Origin of the sequence: Mitsuokella jalaludinii DSM 13811 (assembly GCF_000702905.1) — a bacterium.
Classification (GTDB): Bacteria; Bacillota; Negativicutes; order Selenomonadales; family Selenomonadaceae; genus Mitsuokella; species Mitsuokella jalaludinii.
This window is the reverse complement of the sequence record NZ_JNKR01000003.1, coordinates 22,347-43,216: the sequence shown is the minus strand read 5'-3', so window position 1 is coordinate 43,216 and position 20,870 is coordinate 22,347. Positions and strand designations below refer to the sequence as shown.

At 61.1% G+C, this 20,870-nt stretch carries 19 protein-coding genes; all 19 read right to left on the bottom strand.

What is annotated here, in order from left to right:
• Positions 1 to 148: 148 nt before the first annotated feature.
• Positions 149 to 658, bottom strand: coding sequence for a cob(I)yrinic acid a,c-diamide adenosyltransferase (locus T518_RS03445; protein WP_036375230.1), 510 nt, complete (start codon positions 656 to 658; stop codon positions 149 to 151).
• Between the two features lie 36 nt (positions 659 to 694).
• Positions 695 to 1,138, bottom strand: a complete 444-nt coding sequence (gene ndk, locus T518_RS03440) for a nucleoside-diphosphate kinase (RefSeq protein ID WP_036375227.1) — start codon at positions 1,136 to 1,138, stop codon at positions 695 to 697.
• Positions 1,139 to 1,186: 48 nt separating this feature from the next.
• Positions 1,187 to 1,711: a gamma carbonic anhydrase family protein gene (locus T518_RS03435; RefSeq protein WP_036375224.1), complete on the bottom strand. Its 525-nt coding sequence runs from the start codon at positions 1,709 to 1,711 to the stop codon at positions 1,187 to 1,189.
• Positions 1,712 to 1,826: 115 nt separating this feature from the next.
• Positions 1,827 to 3,074, bottom strand: coding sequence for a tRNA nucleotidyltransferase/poly(A) polymerase-related protein (locus T518_RS03430; RefSeq protein ID WP_036375222.1), 1,248 nt, complete (start codon positions 3,072 to 3,074; stop codon positions 1,827 to 1,829).
• A 10-nt stretch (positions 3,075 to 3,084) separates the two neighbouring features.
• A complete protein-coding gene (thrB, locus tag T518_RS03425) occupies positions 3,085 to 4,011 on the bottom strand; it encodes a homoserine kinase (protein ID WP_036375219.1) in 927 nt (308 codons plus the stop codon).
• A gap of 4 nt (positions 4,012 to 4,015) precedes the next feature.
• Complete coding sequence (locus T518_RS03420) at positions 4,016 to 5,317, bottom strand: homoserine dehydrogenase (protein WP_036375215.1); 1,302 nt, start codon at positions 5,315 to 5,317, stop codon at positions 4,016 to 4,018.
• Between the two features lie 18 nt (positions 5,318 to 5,335).
• The gene (locus T518_RS03415) at positions 5,336 to 5,782 is read right to left on the bottom strand and encodes an ACT domain-containing protein (protein WP_036375213.1); all 447 of its coding nucleotides are present in this window, start codon (positions 5,780 to 5,782) and stop codon (positions 5,336 to 5,338) included.
• Positions 5,783 to 5,998: 216 nt separating this feature from the next.
• Positions 5,999 to 6,598, bottom strand: coding sequence for a glycerol-3-phosphate 1-O-acyltransferase PlsY (plsY, locus tag T518_RS03410; RefSeq protein WP_036375211.1), 600 nt, complete (start codon positions 6,596 to 6,598; stop codon positions 5,999 to 6,001).
• Positions 6,598 to 7,929, bottom strand: a complete 1,332-nt coding sequence (gene der / locus T518_RS03405) for a ribosome biogenesis GTPase Der (RefSeq protein WP_036375208.1) — start codon at positions 7,927 to 7,929, stop codon at positions 6,598 to 6,600. The genes plsY and der overlap by 1 nt, the downstream gene beginning before the upstream one ends.
• 36 nt (positions 7,930 to 7,965) lie before the next feature.
• Positions 7,966 to 9,375, bottom strand: a complete 1,410-nt coding sequence (locus T518_RS03400; RefSeq protein ID WP_036375206.1) for a DUF512 domain-containing protein — start codon at positions 9,373 to 9,375, stop codon at positions 7,966 to 7,968.
• A gap of 94 nt (positions 9,376 to 9,469) precedes the next feature.
• Positions 9,470 to 10,513: a 30S ribosomal protein S1 gene (rpsA, locus tag T518_RS03395; protein ID WP_244881918.1), complete on the bottom strand. Its 1,044-nt coding sequence runs from the start codon at positions 10,511 to 10,513 to the stop codon at positions 9,470 to 9,472.
• 2 nt (positions 10,514 to 10,515) lie between these two features.
• Positions 10,516 to 11,343 (bottom strand): 4-hydroxy-3-methylbut-2-enyl diphosphate reductase, encoded by an 828-nt coding sequence (gene ispH, locus T518_RS03390; protein ID WP_036375204.1) that lies wholly within the window; start codon positions 11,341 to 11,343, stop codon positions 10,516 to 10,518.
• Positions 11,344 to 11,444: 101 nt separating this feature from the next.
• Positions 11,445 to 12,050, bottom strand: a complete 606-nt coding sequence (locus T518_RS03385; protein WP_036375201.1) for a lysophospholipid acyltransferase family protein — start codon at positions 12,048 to 12,050, stop codon at positions 11,445 to 11,447.
• 4 nt (positions 12,051 to 12,054) lie between these two features.
• Positions 12,055 to 12,711: a (d)CMP kinase gene (gene cmk, locus T518_RS03380; RefSeq protein ID WP_036375199.1), complete on the bottom strand. Its 657-nt coding sequence runs from the start codon at positions 12,709 to 12,711 to the stop codon at positions 12,055 to 12,057.
• Between the two features lie 37 nt (positions 12,712 to 12,748).
• Positions 12,749 to 14,053, bottom strand: coding sequence for a 3-phosphoshikimate 1-carboxyvinyltransferase (gene aroA / locus T518_RS03375; RefSeq protein WP_036375196.1), 1,305 nt, complete (start codon positions 14,051 to 14,053; stop codon positions 12,749 to 12,751).
• A gap of 44 nt (positions 14,054 to 14,097) precedes the next feature.
• Entirely contained in the window at positions 14,098 to 15,342 is a 1,245-nt protein-coding gene (locus T518_RS03370) for a BaiN/RdsA family NAD(P)/FAD-dependent oxidoreductase (RefSeq protein WP_036375193.1), read from the bottom strand.
• Positions 15,339 to 16,088 carry a pseudouridine synthase gene (locus T518_RS03365; protein ID WP_036375473.1) on the bottom strand — a complete coding sequence of 250 codons (750 nt, stop codon included), beginning with the start codon at positions 16,086 to 16,088 and terminating at the stop codon, positions 15,339 to 15,341. Before T518_RS03365 ends, T518_RS03370 begins: the two co-directional genes overlap by 4 nt.
• 5 nt (positions 16,089 to 16,093) lie before the next feature.
• Positions 16,094 to 17,302, bottom strand: coding sequence for a D-alanyl-D-alanine carboxypeptidase family protein (locus T518_RS03360; RefSeq protein WP_244881919.1), 1,209 nt, complete (start codon positions 17,300 to 17,302; stop codon positions 16,094 to 16,096).
• A 99-nt stretch (positions 17,303 to 17,401) separates the two neighbouring features.
• A complete protein-coding gene (locus T518_RS03355; RefSeq protein WP_036375188.1) occupies positions 17,402 to 20,788 on the bottom strand; it encodes a DNA polymerase III subunit alpha in 3,387 nt (1,128 codons plus the stop codon).
• Positions 20,789 to 20,870 lie beyond the last annotated feature (82 nt).

Below are 20,870 nucleotides of genomic sequence, written 5' to 3'. Positions count from 1 at the left end.
TATTTTTGCTTATGTGTTCTATATTCGCTAGAAGTCAGAATTTTCCTGCCTGATAAAAAAGAAATCATGAGTCCTCATGCAAAAATGTCCCTGCCGACAATGGACGATTGTCCGTTGTCGGCAGGGACACAGGTTCTTCTTCGAAGGCTCAGTCGTCCTCGTAGATGTCCTCTTCGAGGCGCATGAGCAGGTAGCAGTAATCCGAGAGGCGGTTGAGGTAGATGCGGTCGCTTGCAGCGACTTCTTCTGCCTCGGCCAGACGGCAAGCACAGCGCTCAGCGCGACGGGCCGTCGTGCGCGCGAGGTCCAGCATGGCGCCGCTCTGCGAGCCGCCCGGGATGATGAAGGCGTGCTCCTCGGGAAGGTCCGACTCCACATCGTCGCACCAGGATTCGATCTCGCGGACATCTTCCATCGTGATGCGCGATTCCGTGCCGCAGCTCGCAAAGTCGGCCATGAGCGCGGGCAGCTTGCGCTGGAGCTTCAGGATGCGCTCGGCGACATCGTCCTTGTCGGAAAAGGCGCGTGCCAAGCCCAGTGCCGAATCAACTTCATCGAGCGTGCCGTACGTATCGACGCGCAGACCGCTCTTCTTGACGCGCTCGCCTGTCAAGAGGCTCGTCTCGCCGTTATCTCCTGTCTTTGTCGTGATTGACATGATAATCCCTCCTAGCACTGATTATTGATCAATCTATCAATCATCGGCTTCCACATGGTAGGTGCCATCGTAGATTTCCGTCTGATTGAAGAAGATCGCGATCTCGCGCGCCGCACTCTCCGGGCTGTCCGAGGCGTGCACGGCATTGCGGCGGCCAGAAGTCGCGAATTCCTTGCGGATGGTGCCTTCCTCGGCATCCTTCGGGTTCGTCTTGCCGTTGATCTTGCGCACGCGGGCAATCGCGTCTTCGCCCTCGAGGACCATCGCGATGAGCGGGCCCGATGTCATGAAGCCAACGAGGTCCTTGTAGTACGGACGGCCGATATGCTCGGCATAGTGGATGGACGCCAGGCGCTCATCCATCTTCAGCAGCTTCATGGCCAGGATGCGGAAGCCCTCACTCTCATATCGTTTAATGATATCGCCTGCATGATGTCTTGCGAATGCGTCTGGTTTGATTAGTACAAGTGTCTTTTCCATTTCTGATGATCCCCTTATTCCTGATATTGACGGATTGCAGCAGCTGCTTTAGAGACGTTCTGCTGCTTCCTTGTAGTGCTCGGCCACCTTGCGGTAGCGCAGCGAAGATTCCTTCAGTGCCTCGATCTCATCATCGCGCAGGCCGCGGATGATCTGCGCCGGATTCCCGTAGACCAGGGAGTTCGACGGGATCTTGCGACCCTGCTCGATCATCGTGCCGGCACCGATGACGACGTTCTCGCCGATGACCGTATCCCCCATGATGATGGAGCCCATGCCGATGAGCGTGTGGTCGCCGATGCTCTTGCTGTGGATGACGGCATTGTGCCCGATGCTGACACCCTCGCCAATCGTCGTCGGATGATCGTGCATCACGTGTATGGTCGCATTCTCCTGGATGTTCGTGTTCTTGCCGATCTTGATGGGCTGGAAGTCACCGCGGACGACGGCGCCGAACCAGATGCTCGTGCCCTCCTCAATCGTGACATCGCCGGTAACGACGGCTGTCGGTGCCAAGTATACGCTCTCGTCAATCTTCGGAGCGGCGGATTTATAGGGCATGATGATTGCCATACAGATTCCCCCTTGCGCAGGATTTTCTTTTAATTGTTCGTCTACTTATAATAGATTCGCGAAAAAAAGAAATCTTCCTGCCTTGAGCAGGAAGATTTCTTCTTTGCTTGCAATATCATGCCCGGGCACGCACAGCCGCGAGTGCCTTCACAAGAACGGCAGTCTGACGCTCGGCGAGCCACTGTCCGACGGCACGGCCCGCAAGGCCACTTGGTGCATCCTTGCCGCTGACGCCATGCATGGCTGCGAGCAGCGCCTCGCCGTACACGAGGTAGTCGGGCAGGCTCTGATGATCGGCTTCGATGACCGCGTTGAAGTCCGCAAGGCTAAGGACAGGCCGCTGCTTGTCGACGAGCAGCAGCAGTGCGGCAATCTTGCCGGGACGCTCTAAAAGAGGCGCCCGCATGTGCTGCTCAATGAGGAAGCGGCCCGCGCGCAACCAGTCCTTCGGCAGCGTCACGCGCCGGTTCCACGAGGCAAGCTGTTCGAGCCCGCGCAGTTCGTGCCCATAGTGATGTGGCTCCATCTCCTTTGGCGTCGTGCCCTTGCCGATGTCGTGGACGAGCGCGGCAAAGCGCGCGGCGACATTTGGCGTCCTCTCGGCAGCACGGTCGACGACCTGCATCGTGTGCTGCCAGGCATCACCCTCGGGATGGTACTCGGGCGGCTGCGTCTTGCCGATGAGCAGCGAGAGTTCAGGAAAGGTCACGGCGAGGATATCCGCCTGCTCGAGCGCGCGGAAGAATACCGAAGGCCTCGGCGACTGCAGGGCGCGCCGCAATTCAGCGACGATGCGCTCCTGCGGCTCATGCTGGAGCTCTGCGCGGCAGGCGTTCATGTAACGGATTGTCTCCTCCGTGATGGAGAAGCCGAACTCCGCTGCCTGGCGCGCTGCGCGCAGGGCGCGCACAGGATCTTCGGTGAAGTGATGCGAGACGGCGCGGATGACCTTGTCCGCCACATCCTGGGCACCGTGGTACGGGTCAATGAGCTGCTTTCCCGGGAGCTCCAGCGCCATGCTGTTCATCGTCGTGTCCCGTCTGTAGAGGTCCTCCTCCACCGTGACCGATGGGTCGTACGAGACGCGGAAGCCGCGGTAGCCCCGCCCCTCCTTCTTCTCCTTGCGCGCGAAGGCGACCTCCGAGAGAGAGCCGTCGATGGAGACGAGGTAGACCGGGAACCCGTGGCCGACTTTCTGCGCCGCTGGGAAGAGCTGCTGGAAGTCTGCCTCAGCAATGCCCGATACCATGTAGTCCTTGTCGTGCGGCCGCACGTGGCGCAGAGCGTCGCGCACCCAGCCGCCGACGATGAAGACGCGCGCACCATTTGCGCGCAGGAGCTCTGCAAATGCCTCTTCCGTCATACACTTATCCTCACTTCAGGATCTGTGCACCGTGCGTGTCGAGGTCGAGCGTCAGGATGCGCGCATCGACGTCATGCTTGCGGAATGCCTCGAGCATGGCCTTGCCGACAGCTTCCTCCGCATGGCGGCGCTCCAGCACGTAGGCGATGAGGCACGGGCCGGCACCGCTGAGCGTCGCGCCGGCAGCGCCCGCTCGGCGCGCGGCCTTGAAGACATCGTACATGCCCGGGATGAGCTCCGCGCGGTACGGCTGATGCAGGGCATCGTCGAGGCCAAGCCGCAAGTAGCGCTCATTGCCGCGCGTCAGGGCGGCGACAAGCATCGAGGCGCGGCCGATATTGAAGATGGCGTCCTTCATCGGCACTTCCGTCGGCAGGACCTTGCGGGCCATGCGCGTTGAGAGCGGGAAATTCGGCACAGCGACGACGAACTTCATGCGGAAACGCGGCAGGAAGCTGAAGCAGTCGACGCGGCCGTTCGTGACCGCATTGACGGTAAAACCGCCGAAAATGGCCGGTGCCACATTGTCGGGATGACCCTCGATGTTCGTCGCGAACTGCAGGATCTCGCGGCGGTTGAAGGGATTGCCGATCAGGGCATTCGCCGCCGTCAATCCGGCGACGATGGCCGTCGCCGAGCTGCCGAGGCCGCGCGAGAGCGGCACGCGGTTCTCCATGTGGATGACGGCGCCGCGGTATTCCTTGTCCTTGCCGGCCTTCTCTAAGAGGTACTGCGCCGACCGCCAGACGATGTTGCGATTGTCGCACGGGATGTTCGTCGCCCCCTCGCCCGTCATCGTGATGGACAGGCCCGGCTCGCGCGTCAGGCGCAGCTCCAGGTCATTGTAGACCGTGCAGGCGAGGCCGAGGCAGTCAAAGCCTGGGCCGCAGTTGGCGCTCGTACCAGGGACACGGACGCGGACACATTTCTCTGCCATACTCTTACCCCCGTTCTTCATTCTCGACACGGATCACATTGCGGACCTCATCGACGACAGGCAGCTCGCGCAGGGTCTTCAGCGCCTTCTCGATGCGCTCGTGCTCGACGAGATGCGTGATGGCGACGATCTCCGCGTGGTCAACGACATTGCGGCGCGTCTGGATGACCGACTTGAGGCTCACGCCGGCATCGCCGAAAGCCGTCGCGATGGCACCGAGCACGCCCGGCTTATCGTCGACGAGCAGGCGCACGTAGTAGGAAGAAGAAGTCGCCTCGAGCGGGCAGAGCTTCTTCTGCTCATAGCACGTGCAGCGAACATGGCCGAAGGTGCGGTTGAGGATGTCGCGCGCGACGTCGATGATGTCGGAGATGACAGCGGAGGCCGTCGGCAGCGAGCCGGCGCCCTGGCCGTAGAACATCGCCTCGCCGATGGCGTTGCCGCGCACGAAGATGGCATTGTAGACGCCGTTGACCGAAGCCAGTGGATGCGTCTTCGGCAGGAAGACCGGATGGACGCGCACATCGACGCCGTTCTCATCGGAATCCTTGCCGACAGCCAGCAGCTTGATGACATAGCCGAGGTCCTTCGCGTACTCGATGTCGTCCGGCGTGATCTTCGTGATGCCCTCGACCGAGACATCCTCGAGCTGCACGCGCGTGTTGAACGCCAGCGACGAGAGGATGGCCGCCTTGCGCGCCGCGTCGAGTCCGTCGACGTCTGCTGACGGGTTCGCCTCGGCGTAACCCTTGGCCTGTGCCTCCTTGAGGACGGTGTCATAGTCGGCACCGCACTCCGTCATCTTTGTCAGCATGTAGTTCGTCGTGCCGTTGACGATGCCGAGAATCTCCGTGATGCGGTTGGCCGTCAGGCATTGCTTGAGCGGCGTGATGATGGGGATGCCGCCGCCGACGCTCGCCTCGAAGCGGAAGTCGACGTCTTTTTCCTCTGCCATCGCGAACATGTCCTTGCCGAACTGTGCGACGACATCCTTGTTGGCCGTCACGACACTCTTGCCTGCCTCCATCGCGCGCAGCATGTACTCACGCGCGGGGTGGATGCCGCCCATGAGCTCCACGACGACATCGATCTCCGGATCCTCGAGGATATCCTCGATCTTGTCTGTGAGATGCAGATGCCCGAGCTGCGGGCGCGGCTTCTTGACATCGCGCACGAGCACCGTCTTGATCTCGATCGGTGTGCCGACGCGTTCCGTAATCTGCGGCCGATTCATCTCGAGCACCTGGATAACACCAGAGCCCACCGTACCGGACCCGAGCAAACCGATTTTAATGACTTTTTCCATCCGACACACCTTCTTTCCTTACGACTGTCCGAGGACTTCGAGGCGCTTGACGCCATCGACCATACGGAGCTTATCAAGCAGAGCTTCGAGATCGACCGAGAGGTTGGCCGTCTCAATGGAGACTGTGGCATTGGCGACACCCTGCAGCGGGATGCCCTGGTTGATCGTCATGACACTGCCCGAGTCTGCCGAGATCGTGTTGAGCACGCTCGAGAGGACGCCCTTCTTGTGCTCAAGGAGCAGCGTCAGCGTGACGATCTTGTTGCGACTCGCCTCGTAGAACGGGAAAACATAGTCCTTGTACTTGTAGTAGGCACTGCGCGAGAGTTCCATCTTCTCGACGGCCTCGTTGATCGTGCGCGCATCGCCACGCTTGAGCATCTCTTTGACACGGATGGTCTTCTTGATTGCCTCTGGCAGGATCTCCTCGCGGACGAGGAAGAATCCGCTTTTCTCCTTGTTCATATATTACGCCTCCAATGGATACTATTCTTTTGACAAAGGATAGTATACCATAAGATGTGCACAAATGCCAATGAAATTTCCGGATTTGTCCAAATCATATGGATGGATTTCACAAAATGTTAACTTTCTCACCATTTTGTGCAAAAAAACAGCCTGCATGCGCAGGCTGTAAACATCTGTAGCAAAACTAGATACGGTCACATGACACTTTTCAGGTCAGTCGCGGTGACCGGCGTGGATCTTGTTCTCGGTGCCATTCATCAAGCGGACGATATTGGCCTTGTGGCGGATGATGATGAAGGCCGCTGCGAGCACGCCGAAGGCCGTGTAGACACCCGGATAGCCCCAGGCATACGAGAGGATCGGCACGAGTGCCGCCGCGATGCACGAGCCGAGCGAGACGTACTTCGTGACCATGACGATGGCGAGCCAGACGAGGAAGACGATGAGGCTCGGCAGCGGCATGAGCATCGCGATGACGCCGAGGCCCGTCGCCACGCCCTTGCCGCCCTTGAAGTGCAGGAAGAGCGAGCACGAGTGGCCGACGATGGCCAGGATGCCTGCGATGACCATGACGAGCGGCAGAGGCGCAAACACTTCCGCTATTCCGACGCTAAGGGCGCCCTTGAGGAAGTCGAGCAGGAAGATCAGGAAGCCCGGCCCCTTGCCGAGCGTGCGCCAGGCATTCGTCGCCCCGATGTTGTGGCTGCCGTGCTCGCGCAGGTCGACGTGCCAGATGAGCTTGCCGAAGACGAGGCCGTTCGGGATGGAGCCCAAAAGGTAGCTCGCGAGGCAGACGAGGAGGACCGATGCCATCAGTAATCCTCCTCCTCTTTGCGCGCGCGCACGATGAGGCGCAGCGGCGTACCCTCAAAGCCGAACTGCTCGCGCAGACGGTTCTCGATGAAGCGCAGATACGAGAAGTGCATGAGCTCCGGATCGTTGACGAAGATAATGAACTTCGGGGGGCAGATGTCCGTCTGCGTCATGAAGAGAATCTTGAGCTGGCGGCCGCGGTGCATCGGCGGCGGGTTGATGGAAACGGCATCGCGGATGAGCTCGTTGAGGACGCTCGTCTTGATGCGCATCGCCTGCTGCTCGGCCACGTAGCGCACGAGGTCCGTCACGCGCGCGACGCGCTGGCCCGTCAGAGCCGAGGTATAGAGCACCGGCGCGTACTGCAGGAAGCCGAGCTTGTCGCGCAGTTCCTCGGTGAAGCGCAGCGTCGACTTATCGTCCTTATCCGGGTAGATATCCCACTTGTTGACGACGATGACGACGCCCTTGCCCGACTCGTGTGCATAGCCCGCGATCTTCTTGTCCTGCTCCGTGATGCCCTCGAAGGCGTTGATCATCATGAGCACGACATCGGCGCGGTCGATGGCGCGCAGCGAGCGCATGACACTGTAGCGCTCGACGGCCTCCTCGATCTTGCCGCGGCGGCGCATGCCTGCCGTGTCGATCAGCGTGAACTTCATGCCGTCCTTCGTGAAGTGCGTGTCGATGGCGTCACGCGTCGTGCCCGGCACGTCGCTGACGATGACGCGGTCCTCGCCGAGGATCGCGTTGACGATGGAGGATTTGCCGACATTCGGGCGGCCGATGACGGCGATGCGGATCTCATCCTCATCCTTGCTCTCCTCGACCTTCTTCGGGAAGGCCGCGACGATTGCGTCGAGCAGATCGCCGAGATTCATCGCATTCGATGCCGAGATGGGGATCGGATCGCCGAGGCCCAGATTGTAGAACTCGTAGACGTCCATCGCGCGCTGCGGGCTGTCAATCTTATTGACCGCGAGGATGACCGGCTTCTTCGTGCTGCGCAGCAGGCGCGCGACCTCTTCATCTGCCGTCGTCAGGCCGGAGCGGCCGTCGACGAGGAACAGGATGACGTCGGCCTCCTCCATGGCCAGCTGTGCCTGCTGGCGCATCGACTTGAGGATGTGGTTGCTCTCATCGAACTCGATGCCGCCGGTGTCGATCATCGTGAAGTGCTGGTTGAGCCACTCCGCGTCGAGATAGATGCGGTCGCGCGTGACGCCCGGCATGTCGTCGACGATGGAGACGCGCTTCTTGCCGATCTGATTGAAGAGCGTGGACTTGCCGACGTTCGGGCGGCCGACAATCGCCACGATTGGTTTGCTCATATTCATCCCTCTTTCTCTATAAAATAAAAATATGAATCAATACTGGATATTCTTGGTGTAGCCCGCGTTGCTCTGCCACATATAGGCCGTCTCACCCGCACGGCGCTTCGCGTAGTGCGGCCAGTCCATCAGGGCGCGGTAATAATCCGCGCCCGTCTGCACGGGCTCGATGCGGCTTTCGGGGAACGCCTCGCGCATGGATGAGAGGCTCACGTCGTCGAGGAAGATGTCCTCGCCCGAGCGCAGGGCGGGCTCAGGGATCAGGATGCCCGCGCGCGGACCATCGAGGCGCTTCAGGGCCGCCATGATGTCATGCGCTGTCAAGAGGCCAGAGACGTTAACTGTCGTGCCGAAGTGCTCGTTCTTGACCGGCACAATGCGCACATGAAGATTTGCATGCGCATCTTCCGCCTTCTTCGCGAGCTCCTGCATGACAGGCGCGACGGCCGTGCCCGTGACGACATCGAGATAGACAGGCTCTTCATACGATGCGATTTCCTCGTGCGCATTGGACTCCTTATCCCAGTCGTTGATGAAGTTGCGCGTGAGTCCGATGCCGTTGTCGAGCTGTGGGAAGCCGTCGTAGAACGAAGTCGGCGGCACAGGGCGGCCCGCGAGGAAGTAGAACTCATCGCCGAGGTAGATGAAGGTGCGCCCCTCCTCCTGCTGGATCTTCTTCTGCCACTTCTCGACTTCGTCGATGACGCGCGCCGCTCCCTCTGCATCGAACTGGTGCAAGGGGAAGGGATCTGTACGGTACTTCGTGATGCCAACGGGGACGATGGCCAGCGACAGCGCGTGCGGGCGGCGCGCGACAACCTCGCGTATCGTGCGCTCGAGCTCTGCGCCGTCATTGAGGCCAGCGCAGAGCACGACCTGCGTATGGTAGTCGGCCCCCGCCTCCTCGAGATGGTCGAGTTGCTCCGCGATCTTCGCCGCACCGGGGCAGCGCAGCATCTGCGCGCGCAATTCGGGGTTCATGCACTGCACGGAGACAAAGAGCGGCGAGAGATGGAACTGCTTGATGCGCCGGAAGTCATTCGGCCCCATGTTCGTCATCGTGACGAAGTTGCCGTAGAGGAACGACAGGCGGTAGTCGTCATCCTTGATGGAGAGGCTCTGGCGCATGTTCGGCGCGATCATATCGACGAAGCAGAAGTAGCAGTGATTCGCGCAGTTGCGGATGCCGTCAAAGACGGCCGACTCGAACTCGACACCGAGCTCTTCGTCGATTTCCTTCTCGAATGAGATCATCTCCTGCTCACCATCTGCATGCTCGACGAGCATGTCGATCTCCTCGTCCGCCATCGCGAAGCTCAGATCGATGATGTCGCGCAGTCCCTGCCCGTTGATCTCGAGAATCTTGTCGCCCGGCACGAGTTCGAGCTCTTCTGCGAGGCTGCCCGGATAGACGCGCAGGATGATACCTGGATAATATTTGCTCATATTCTTACTCTCTTGCACTACAAACAAAGGAGTGATGCATAAATCATCACTCCTCAGAATGTCTTATCTTATTTTAGACGCAAGTCCCAATCGCTCAGTCGCGAGCCTTCGTGATGGACAGCGAGATGCGCTTGCGCTTCGTGTCGATGCGGAGGATCTTGACGCGGACGATGTCGCCGACATGAACGGCTTCATCGGCGCGCTCGATGCGCTTGTCTGCGAGCTCGCCCATCGGGATCAGGCCATCGAAGCCCGGCTCGATCTCCATGAATGCACCGAAGTCCGTCAGCTTGATGACTTTGCCTTCGATGATCTGGCCTTCGCTGTACTTCTCAGCGGAGTCGTACCACGGATCACGCATCGTGTCCTTGACGGACAGGGAGATGCGCTTGCTCTCCGGATCAACGCTCTTGACATAGACGTCGAGCTCCTGGCCGACTTCGAGGACATCCGACGGATGCTTGACGCGGTGCCAAGCGAGGTCGGAGATGTGTGCAAGGCCGTCTACGCCGCCGATATCGATGAATGCACCGTAGTCGACGAGGCGCTTGACCGTGCCGCGTACCGTCTGGCCAGCCTCGAGCGTGGAGAATACTTCCGCTTCCTTCTTCTCGCGCTCAGCCTCGAGGAGAGCACGACGGGAGAGGACGAGACGCTGCTTGTGGACATCGATCTCGATGATCTCCGCCTCGACCGTCTGGCCGACATAGATGGAGAGGTCCTTGACAAAGTGGAGTTCCATCTGGGATGCCGGGATGAAGCCGCGCAGGCCATCGACGGATGCCACGAGGCCGCCCTTGACGACCTGCGTGATGTTCGCCTGGACCGTCTCGCCAGCTTCCTTCTTCTTCTCCATCTCCGTCCAAGCGACCATGCGGTCAGCCTTTACCTTGGAGAGGATGCCGCCGTTGTCGCCACCGAGGGAAACGACATAGACATCGATGACATCGCCGACTTTGACGACGTCCTCAGCGGACTCCGGAGCCGGGTAAGCCAGCTCGCGCTTCGGGATTGCGATCTCCTGCTTGTATCCGATATCGACATAAGCCTCGTCGCGGTTTACCTGGATGACCTTACCTTTTACAGTGGTGCGCTCCTGGATATCCGGCAGGGACTCCTGTGCTAATAACTCTTCCATGTTCATCTGTTCTGACACTTTTTATATACCTCCTTGATAATCCAGTCCGGTGTAGAAGCACCAGCTGTAATACCAATTTTCTTTATTTTGTCAAACCACTCGTCGTGCAGCTCCGCTGCAGTCTCGATGTGGTAAGTCAGGCACTTCTCGGAACAAAGCTGTGCGAGCCTTGTCGTGTTGGCACTGTTCTTGCCGCCGATGACCAGCATGAGGTCAACCTTGCTGGCAAGATCTATGGCAGCGGCCTGTCGCTGGTCTGTCGCCGTACAGATGGTTCGCAGGATCTTGATGTCCCTGGACTTCTCAAGAAGGCGCATGACAATCTGACGGAAGCGCGCTCCAGAAAACGTCGTCTGGCATACGATGCCGAGCTTGCCGCAGGGCTCTATCCCATCGGCTTCTTCCTCGGTCTCGATGATCTGTGCTCTTCCGGATGACCACTCGAAGATGCTCTTGACCTCCGGATGGTTCTTCTCTCCGATGATGACCACACTGTACCCTTCATCCACGAGCTCCTTGGCCGAGAGCTGCGCTTTCTTGACATGCGGGCATGTCGCGTCCACGAGCTCGAGTCCGCGGGCCTTCGCCTCGTCGTAGACCGCGGGGCCCACGCCGTGCGAGCGGATGATGACGGTCCCCTTCTCCATCTCCTCGAGACTGTCTACCGAGCCGACGCCCTCGCGGCGCAACCTGTCGACCATCTGCGGATTGTGGATGATGGGTCCGAGCGTACAGGCAGTCCCGTCAGCAGAAGCATTCTCCCTGGCAATCTTGATGGCGCGCTTGACGCCATAGCAAAAGCCAAGATAATCTGCTAAGATGACTTCCATACATCTACCACCATAAATCATATTATTGCAAAGACGCCCAGAAGGCTTTTTTACAATCTATAGCCTAGTATATCATGCATGGGGGCGTCAGGCAAATGGTTTTAGGAAATTTTTTCAATTTCTTCGCGCATGACCGCGATATGAGCCATGATTTCTTGCGAAAAGGCCTCAAGCTGCTCCTTGTCGCGTTTATCGCCCGTGAAATGCATCGGCTCGCCGTACATGATGGAGAGCTTTGGCAGGAAGCCGCCTTTCTGCATGATGCGGTCCGTACCGACGATACAGGCCGGCACGACAGGAGCACCGCTCATCGCGGCGAGCAGGCCGACGCCGGCCTCGGCCTTGTGGAGTTTCCCGTCCTTGCTGCGCGTGCCCTCTGGGAAGAGGCCGAGCACACGGCCCTGCCTGAGCACATTGACGGCCGCCTTGATGGCGCCGCGGTCTGCCGCGCCGCGCTTCACGGGGAAGGCATGGCAGCGGCGAATGGCCGCGCCGAAGATCGGGTGCTCGAAGAGCTCGATTTTCGCCATGTACGAGACGGGGCGCGGCAGGAACGTCGCGAGGAGCGGCGGGTCCCAGTTGCTCATGTGGTTGGCTGCGAGGATGACGGGCCCTTCTGCGGGCAGGTTCTCCTTGCCGTACGTCTTGGCGCGGAACAGCAGTTGAAAGATGACGGCAAAGATGATGCGGAGTGTCGTGTAAAGCATCGTATCACCTGCACATTCCGATGATGCGCGCGACGACCTCCGGGATCGTCATGCCCGTCGTATCGAGGAGCGTCGCATCATCTGCCTGGACGAGCGGCGAAATCTCGCGCTCCATGTCGGCCTTATCGCGCGCGGCGATGTCGTGCTCGATATCCGCGAGGTCAACAGCGAGACCTTTCTCTCGCAATTCCTTGTAGCGGCGGTTTGCGCGCTCCGCGATAGAGGCCGTCAGGTAGATCTTGACATCAGCGCCCGGCAGCACATTCGTCGCGATGTCGCGGCCGTCCATGAGCACGCCGCCGCGCTCTGCCATCTTGCGCTGCAGGTCGACCATCTTCTCGCGCACGGGGCCGAGCGCAGCTACCTTCGAGACAATGTGGCTGACCTCCGGCGTGCGGATCTCACTCGTGACGTCCTGGCCGTCGACGCGCACCGTCGTCTTGCCGTTCTCATACGAGAGGTCCACGTCGATGTCGGGGACGACAGCGAGGATCTTCTCATCCGTGACCTCACCGCCCTGCTGCAGGACCTTCCAAGCCACGGCGCGGTACATGGCCCCCGTGTCAATGTAGGTATAACCCAGTTCCTTGGCTGCGAGCTGTGCGACCGTGCTCTTGCCGGCGCCCGCCGGCCCGTCGATTGCTACTACGAGTTTCTTCAAGACAGATTCCCCCAAATCAAATTGATATGTACTGCACTCATGCCTGCAGGCGGGCCAGCGTATCGTAGAAGGCCGGGTACGAGATCGTCACGCACTCGGGGCGCTCGATCTCGGCGCCCTCTCCGGCCGCGCCGAGGATAGCAAGCGACATCGCCATGCGATGGTCATCGTACGAGAAGCAGGTTGCCGCCCGCACCTTCGTTCCGCCGTGGATGACGAGACCATCTTTGCTCGCCTCGACAGCACCCGGCGCGAGCTTGTTGAACTCGTCCGTGACAGCCTGCAGGCGGTCCGTCTCCTTGACGCGGAGCTCACCGGCCCCCGTGATGACCGTGTCGCCCTCTGCAAAGAGCGCGGCCACTGCGAGGACCGGGATCTCATCGATGAGGCGCGGCATGATCTCGGCGCCGAACGATGTGCCATGGAGCTTCGCCGCCTCGACGCGAATGTCAGCTGCCGCCTCGCCGCCGCTCACGCGCTCGTTCTCCAGCGTAATCTTGGCGCCCATCGCCTCGAGGACATCGAGGATGCCCGTGCGCGTCGGATTGACGCCGACGTTCTTGAGGAGCAGGTGGCTTCCCGGCACGACGGATCCCGCGACGAGCCAGTAGGCCGCCGAGCTGATGTCGCCCGGGACCTCGATGGATGACGGCGCATGGAACGATTCGACGGGCTCAATCGTCACAGCCGTGCCATCCTTCTTCGTCTCGACGCCGAAGGCCTCGAGCATGCGCTCCGTGTGGTCGCGCGAGGTGAAGGGCTCGACGACAGTCGTCGGACTGTCCGCGTACATGCCGGAAAGCAGGATGGCCGACTTGACCTGTGCGCTCGCGACAGGGCTCTCGTAGAGCATGCCATGCAACTTCCCTTCAGCCGGCACGATCGTGATGGGCAGCTTCGTGTTCTTCTCGCGGCCGTAGATCTTTGCGCCCATCGCCGAGAGCGGCTTGATGACGCGGCCCATCGGGCGCTTGTGCAGCGAGGCATCGCCCGTGAAGGTCGTCAAGAACGGCTGCGGCGCAAGGATGCCCATCATGAGGCGCAGTGTCGTGCCCGAGTTGCCCGCATCGATGATTGTGGAAGCTTCGCGGAGGCCGTGCAGGCCGTGGCCGCAGACCACAAGAGACGTCTCCGACTCGAACTCGACAGAGGCGCCCAGCGCCTTCATGCAGGCCGCCGTCGAGAGGCAGTCCTGCGCGTGCAGGAAGTTCGTGATGTGCACGGGCGTCGAGCCGAGCGCCGAGAACATGACACTGCGGTGCGAGATGGACTTGTCGCCGGGGATCTCGATCGTGCCGCGCAACCCCTGCCTTGCCTTTGCAATCGTCTTCGTGTTTTCCATAGAGGTTCCTCCACTCCATTCATCAATCATACTTCAATAGCGCATCAATCGTCGTTCCAGACACTCCAGCAGCCGGCCGCATTGCCCATGGAGAAGGCCGCCTGCAGGTTGTAGCCGCCCGTGTAGGCATCGACATCGACGACCTCGCCGGCGAAGTAGAGGCCCGGCACGAGCTTCGACTCCATCGTCTTCGGATTGATCTCCCGCACGGAAACGCCGCCAGCCGTCACGATGGCCTCAGCGAGCGGCCGCGTCTTCGTGATGGTCAGCGTCAAGTGCTGCAGCGTCTCCGCGAGGCGGTGGCGCTCCTCCGCCGTGACCTGGTGGACCGGCTTTTCCGGGTCGAGGTAGGCGCAGTCAAGCACCGGCTCGATGAGCTTATGCGGCAGGAGGTCCAAGAGACCGTTCTTCAGCGACTTGCGGATGTGCTGCCCGAAGTCGCGCTGGATGCGCGCATCGAGCTTCTCCGGCGTCAGCGCCGGCTTGAGGTTGAGCTCGAGCTCGACGAACTTCCCCTCGGCAAGGCACTTGGCCGCCCTGCGGCTCATCGAGAGGATGATGGGGCCCGTCACACCGAAGTGCGTGAACATCATCTCGCCGAACATCTCCTGCACTTTCTCGCCGCCAGCGAGAAGTGTCGCGCGGACATTGCGAAGCGATAGGCCCTGGACATCTTTGACCCACTCTTCTTCTGTCTCGAGCGGCACGAGCGACGGGCGCAGCGGCACGACCGTGTGGCCGAGCTTCCTTGCCATCTCGTAGCCATCGCCCGTCGAGCCCGTGCCCGGATACGAGGCACCGCCCACCGCAAGGATCACGGCATCGGCCTTGTAGTGCGCGCCCGACTTCGTGCGCACGCCCGCCACGCGCCCCTCCTGCAACAGGATGTCCGCGACGGGCATCTCGAGCTCGATGCGGACGCCGAGCTCATGCAGCCGATGCACCATCGCGTCGACGACGTCCTGTGCTTTGTCGCTGACGGGGAAGACGCGATTACCGCGCTCGACCTTCACGGGCACGCCCTGCTGCCGGAAGAACTCCATGACATCCTGATTATCGAAGGCGCGCATCGAGCTGTTGAGGAAGGCGCCGTTGCCGTGGATGTTGCGGATGATCTCTGGCACATCGGCGGCATTCGTGATGTTGCAGCGCCCCTTGCCCGTGATCATCATCTTGCGGCCAGGCCGCTTCATCTTCTCGAGCAGAGTGACCGCCGCACCGTTCTCGGCCGCGCGGATGGCGGCCATCATGCCGGCTGGGCCGGCTCCTATGACTAGAATCTGTTTCATCTCGTTAACCCCGCCAATCTGTAGAGCCTGCTGACTTCTTCCTGCGTCAGGGTGCGGTGATGGCCGCGCGCGACGCCCTTCAGCGTCAGGTCGGCAAAGCGCACGCGCTTTAAGGCCTTGACATCACAGCCGACGGCTGCGAACATGCGGCGGACCTGGCGATTGCGCCCCTCGTGTATCGCGATAGACACGCGCGTGAAACCGCGCTCGCGCTCACTGAGCTCGCGCTCAGGGAGCAGGCTGACCTTCGCTGGAGCCGTCATACCGTCCTCGAGCAGCAGTCCATCCCGGAGCATCTGAAGCTTTTCCTCCGTCAGCTGCCCAGTCACGCCCGCATGGTACGTCTTCTCGACCTCAAAGCGCGGATGCAGGAGGCCGTTCATCAAGGTGCCGTCATTCGTGATGAGCAAGAGCCCTTCCGTGTTGTTGTCGAGGCGGCCGACCGGGTAGACGCGCTCCTTCACTTCCGGCAGGAGGTCGAGCACCGTGCGGCGGCCGCGGTCATCCTTCGCCGTCGAGAGATAGCCCTTCGGCTTGTTCAAGAGCAGGTAGACATGATGCTCCACCCCGCCGATTGCCCTGCCATCGACCGTGATGGCATGTGCTGCGGAATCGACCTTCGTGCCGAGCTCGCGCACGACTTTGCCGTCAACTCTGACGCGGCCCTCCAAGATCATCTTCTCCGCCGCGCGCCTTGAGGCGATGCCGGCCTGGCTGATGATCTTCTGCAAGCGTTCTTCTGCCATCGCCATCATCCTTTCACCAGTGACCGCAGGAAGTTCCAGACGGTCAGGAAGAACGAGCGGCGCGTGACGTCCGCTCCGGCGAGCAGATCGGTCGAAGCGACTTCCTTGCCGTCGAGTTCCACGACGAGACGTCCGACGGTATCGCCTTCCTTGATGGGGGCGCGCAGGCCATCGGCCTCGATGCGCGTCTTGTAGGCTTCGCCCTCGCCCTTGAGCTTGGCAAGCGTCAGCGTCTCAGCGGCCATGAGTGGCAGCTTGCGGCCCGTGCCGCCCGCGACACTTGCATAGCCCGCTACATCGCCCTCATGGACGATCGTATCCGGCTCCACATGCGCGAAGCCGTAGTCGAGCAGCTTGATAGAGTCGTTCCACATGTAGACCGAGTCGAGCACGACGGCGACGAGCTGCAGGCCGTCCTTCTTCGCGCCCGAGACGAGGCAGCGGCCGGCGGCATCCGTGTAGCCCGTCTTGACGCCGTTCGCACCGCGGTAGAGCCAGAGCATCTGGTTCTCGTTGCGCAGGTGATGCGACGAGTCCTTGACCCAGTCGAAGTCGATCTCCTTCGTACTGACGATTTTCTCGAAACCCGGCACGCGGTAGCCGTAAGCCGTGATCTTCGCGAGGTCGTAGGCCGTCGTGTAGTGGTCGTCGCGCGGCAGGCCATTGGCATTGGCAAAGTTCGTGTTGACGGCGCCAATCTCGTGCGCCTTCTCCGTCATCATCACGGCGAACTTGTCGACAGAGCCCGCGATGTGCTCGGCGACAGCGACGGTCGCATCGTTGCCGGAGTGCATCATCATGCCGTAGAGCAGGTCGCCCATGCGGATCTTCTCGCCCGCTTCGAGCCAGAGCGTGGAGCCCTCCGTGCCGGCCGCATTGCTGCTGACGGTCACCATGTCATCCATGTTCGAGTGCTCGAGCGCCAGGATGAGCGTCATGATCTTCGTCGTGCTCGCCGGGAAGCGGCGCTCGTCCTTGTTGCGCTCGTAGATCACCTGGCCCGACGCGGCGTCGATGACGACGGCCGAGCGCGCCGTCAGGTTCTGCAGCGGGTCATCGGGGCTGATGACGAGCCCCGGGATATCCGGGCGCGGCATCTCTTTGATATCATAGACAGCCTCTGCCTGAGCAGGCGTGGCGGTGAGCTGCGGCACGATGAGTGCCAGCGCAAGCCCGCCCGCGAGCAGGAGACGGCCGATAGTCCTCTGTTTCAATATCGTTTCAAACTCCTTATGTTCCCTCATTTTCCCTCAAGAGAAGGACAAATCATCCTTATTCTATCATCCATTTCCGCTTCCCGCAACAAGGCGCGCTCAGCGCTTCCGGACTTTGCTCGCACCGACGATGGACTCGAGCCGCTGGAATGTCTCCGCCGCGTCATCGAGCCAGAAATTCTCGCGGGCCTTCTGCCAGTGGCCGCCCGAGTGGAAGAATGTCGCGTATGCGCCGTGGTGCGCAACGATGAGTTGCTTCATCTCCTCACGCTTCGTCTCCGGAAGGCCGCCCGGTGGCAGCTCGATGTAATAGGCAAAGCGGTAGTCCTTGAGCGCCCAGACAGAATCAGCGATGATCTTGACCGACTCGTCCGTCATGTCGATGCGGCCCTGCACGACGACAGGCGTATCTGGCACGAGCAGGTTCATGTTCTGGTAGAACGTGCGCGGGAAGACGGTGACTTCGACGGAGTCGGTAAAATCCTCGACCGTCGCAAAGCACATTGTGTCCCCCTTCTTCGTCGTGATGCGCTTCGCCTCCGTCAGCATGCCGCCGATGCGCACGACCTGTTTGTCGCGCACGGCATCCGGCTGCAGGCTGCCGATGTGCGGCAGATTCTCAAGCTTCGCGGCGTACTGGTCCAAGGGATGGCCCGTGATGTAGAAGCCCGTCGCCTCCTTCTCCCAGTTCAGCAGCTCCGCCTTCGGCACCTCATCGATGTCCGGCAGCTGCAGCATGCCTGTCTCCTCGATCGTCTCGTCGGAGAACAGTCCCATCTGGCCGCTCACCGCGTCCTTCTGCTGCTGGGCTGCTTCCATGACAGTCTGCGGCAAGATGGCCAGGAGCTGGCTGCGCTTCGCGCCGAACGAGTCGAACGCGCCGCACTTGATGAGACTCTCGATGACGCGGCGGTTGACAACGCGCATGTCGACGCGGCGGCAGAAGTCGGAGAGCGAGCTGAACGGGCCGCCGTCCTCGCGGATGCGCGCGACGTTCTCGATGGCCGTCTCGCCGACATTGCGCACGGCAGCGAGGCCAAAGCGAATGGCTGCCCCGTCGACGCTGAAGTACGCAGAGCTCGCATTGATGTCCGGCGGCAGGATCTTGATGCCCATGCGGCGGCAGAGCTCGATGTACGTCGCAACCTTCGGCGTGTCCATGATGCTCGTGAGCATCGCCGCCATGAACTCTGCCGGGTAGTGCGCCTTGAGATAAGCCGTCTGCCAGGCGACGAGCGCATACGCCGCACTGTGCGACTTATTGAAGCCGTAGTCGGCAAAGTGCGTCAAGAGATCGAAGATCGTGTTGGCAAGCCCTGCCTCGATGTGGTTCTTCTCGCAGCCGGCGAGGAAGTTCTCTTTCTGCGCCATCAGGATCTCGTGCTTCTTCTTGCCCATCGCGCGGCGCAGGAGGTCTGCCTGGCCGAGCGTGAAGCCCGCGAGCACCTGCACGATCTGCATGACCTGCTCCTGGTAGAGCACGACACCGAACGTCTCCTTGAGGATGGGCTCTAAGAGTGGGTGCATGTAGGTGACTTCCTTTTCCCCGTGGCGTCCCTTGATGAAATCCTCGACCATGCCGCTGCCGAGCGGGCCCGGGCGGTAGAGGGCGACGAGCGGGATGAGGTCGGCGAAGTTCTCCGGTGCGAGATCGCGCACGAGCTGCGTCATGCCGGCCGACTCCATCTGGAACACCGCCCCCGTCTTACCCTCGCAGAGCATTTTCGAGGTCAGCTCGTCCGTCAATGGGATCTTCTCGATGTCGACCGTCTCGTGGCGGCTCTTCTCGATGTTCGCGATCGTATCGCTGATGACCGTCAGCGTGCGCAGGCCGAGGAAGTCCATCTTGAGGAGGCCGAGCTCCTCGACGTGGTCCTTGTCGTACTCCGTGACGAGCGTGCCCTCCGAGATGGAGACCGGCACGTAGTCCGTCAGCGGGTGGCGCGCAATCACGACACCGGCGGCATGCGTCGATGAGTGACGCGGCAGGCCCTCAATCTTGCGCGCCAGGTCGATGAGGCGGCGGATGTCCTCGCTACTCTCGTACGCTTTGCGGAAGTCGGCTGACTCCTGCATCGCCTTGTCGAGCGTGATCTTGAGCTCGTTCGGCACAAGCTTCGCGATCTCTGCGACCTCGGCGTACGGCAGGTTGAGCACGCGCCCGACATCGCGGATAGCGCCCTTCGCCGCCATCGTGCCGAAGGTGACAATCTGCGCGACGTGATCGTAGCCGTAGCGCTCCTTGACGTAGTCGATGACCTTGCCGCGCTGGATGTAGTCGAAGTCGACATCGATATCCGGCATCGTCACGCGCTCCGGATTCAGGAAGCGCTCAAAGAGCAGGTCGTACTGCAGCGGGTCGAGGTCCGTGATGCCGAGCAGGTAGGCGACGATGCTGCCTGCGGCCGAACCGCGCCCCGGACCGACGCCGATGCCGTGCTCGCGCGAGTAGTTGATGAAGTCCCAGACAATGAGGAAGTAGCTGTCGTAGCCCATGCGGTGGATGATGCCGAGCTCGTACTCGAGGCGCTCACGGATCCTTTCCGTGACCGCCCCATAGCGGCGCGGCAAGTTCTCCTCACAGAGGTGGCGCAGATACGCTTCATCGTCGGCATACGGCGCGGGGATTGGGTAGTACGGCAACTGCAGCTGGCCGAAGGTGAAGTCGACCTCACAGCGCGCGGCAATCTTCTCGGTGTTGGCGATGGCCTCCGGAAGGTCCGGGAAGAGCGCCGCCATCTCCTCCGGCGATTTCAGATAGTAGTCGTCGCTCGGGAAGCGCATGCGGTCGGGGTCGTCGAACGTCTTGTTCATCTGGATGCAGAGCAGGATGTCGTGGAACTCGCTGTCCTCGCGGTGCACGTAATGCAGGTCGTTCGTCGCGACGAGCCCGACATCGTACTTCTTCGCAAGCTCGACGAGTGCGGCGTTTGCCTTGCGCTCCTCCGGCAGGCCGTGGTTCTGGATCTCGAGGAAGAAGTTCTCGCGGCCGAAGATCTCGAGGTACTCGCGCACGAGCGCATCGGCATGCTCGAGGTTGTCCTGCAGGATGGCGCGCGGGATCTCACCGGCGATGCAGGCCGACAGGCAGATGATGCCCTCATGGTACTGGCGCAGGAGATCCTTGTCGACGCGCGGCTTGTAGTACATGCCCTCGATGTTGGCCAGCGAGACGAGCTTAACGAGATTGCGGTAGCCCGTCTGGTTCTCCGCGAGCAGGATCAGGTGGTAATAGCGCACACCATTGACCTCGCGGTGTTCCTGGCGCGCGCCCGGGGCTACGTAGACCTCGCAGCCGATGATGGGCTTCACGCCCTGCTTCTTGGCTTCCTTGTAGAAGTCGATGACGCCGTACATGGCGCCGTGGTCGGTGATGGCGATGCTGTCCATGCCGAGCTCTTTCGTCGTCTTGATGAGCTCCTTGATGCGGCTCGCACCGTCGAGCAGGCTGTATTCCGTGTGGACATGGAGGTGGGTAAACGGCATGCTTTCACTCCTTCCCGTTTTCCTCTTGTGATACGGTCTATGTGATACAATCAGCAGAAAAGCCGGAGACGCAGCTCCGGCT

Bases quoted from the DNA above. Each gene is read 5' to 3' on its own strand.
- T518_RS03430 (WP_036375222.1), bottom strand. From the start codon at position 3,074: ATGACGGAAGAGGCATTTGCAGAGCTCCTGCGCGCAAATGGTGCGCGC.
- T518_RS03370 (WP_036375193.1), bottom strand. From the start codon at position 15,342: ATGAAACAGATTCTAGTCATAGGAGCCGGCCCAGCCGGCATGATGGCC.
- ispH (WP_036375204.1), bottom strand. From the start codon at position 11,343: ATGGAAGTCATCTTAGCAGATTATCTTGGCTTTTGCTATGGCGTCAAG.
- thrB (WP_036375219.1), bottom strand. From the start codon at position 4,011: ATGGCAGAGAAATGTGTCCGCGTCCGTGTCCCTGGTACGAGCGCCAAC.
- T518_RS03365 (WP_036375473.1), bottom strand. From the start codon at position 16,088: ATGGCAGAAGAACGCTTGCAGAAGATCATCAGCCAGGCCGGCATCGCC.
- T518_RS03415 (WP_036375213.1), bottom strand. From the start codon at position 5,782: ATGAACAAGGAGAAAAGCGGATTCTTCCTCGTCCGCGAGGAGATCCTG.
- T518_RS03420 (WP_036375215.1), bottom strand. From the start codon at position 5,317: ATGGAAAAAGTCATTAAAATCGGTTTGCTCGGGTCCGGTACGGTGGGC.
- aroA (WP_036375196.1), bottom strand. From the start codon at position 14,053: ATGGAAAACACGAAGACGATTGCAAAGGCAAGGCAGGGGTTGCGCGGC.
- T518_RS03400 (WP_036375206.1), bottom strand. From the start codon at position 9,375: ATGAGCAAATATTATCCAGGTATCATCCTGCGCGTCTATCCGGGCAGC.
- rpsA (WP_244881918.1), bottom strand. From the start codon at position 10,513: ATGGAAGAGTTATTAGCACAGGAGTCCCTGCCGGATATCCAGGAGCGC.
- T518_RS03385 (WP_036375201.1), bottom strand. From the start codon at position 12,050: ATGCTTTACACGACACTCCGCATCATCTTTGCCGTCATCTTTCAACTG.
- ndk (WP_036375227.1), bottom strand. From the start codon at position 1,138: ATGGAAAAGACACTTGTACTAATCAAACCAGACGCATTCGCAAGACAT.
- T518_RS03435 (WP_036375224.1), bottom strand. From the start codon at position 1,711: ATGGCAATCATCATGCCCTATAAATCCGCCGCTCCGAAGATTGACGAG.
- T518_RS03355 (WP_036375188.1), bottom strand. From the start codon at position 20,788: ATGCCGTTTACCCACCTCCATGTCCACACGGAATACAGCCTGCTCGAC.
- T518_RS03445 (WP_036375230.1), bottom strand. From the start codon at position 658: ATGTCAATCACGACAAAGACAGGAGATAACGGCGAGACGAGCCTCTTG.
- der (WP_036375208.1), bottom strand. From the start codon at position 7,929: ATGAGCAAACCAATCGTGGCGATTGTCGGCCGCCCGAACGTCGGCAAG.
- plsY (WP_036375211.1), bottom strand. From the start codon at position 6,598: ATGGCATCGGTCCTCCTCGTCTGCCTCGCGAGCTACCTTTTGGGCTCC.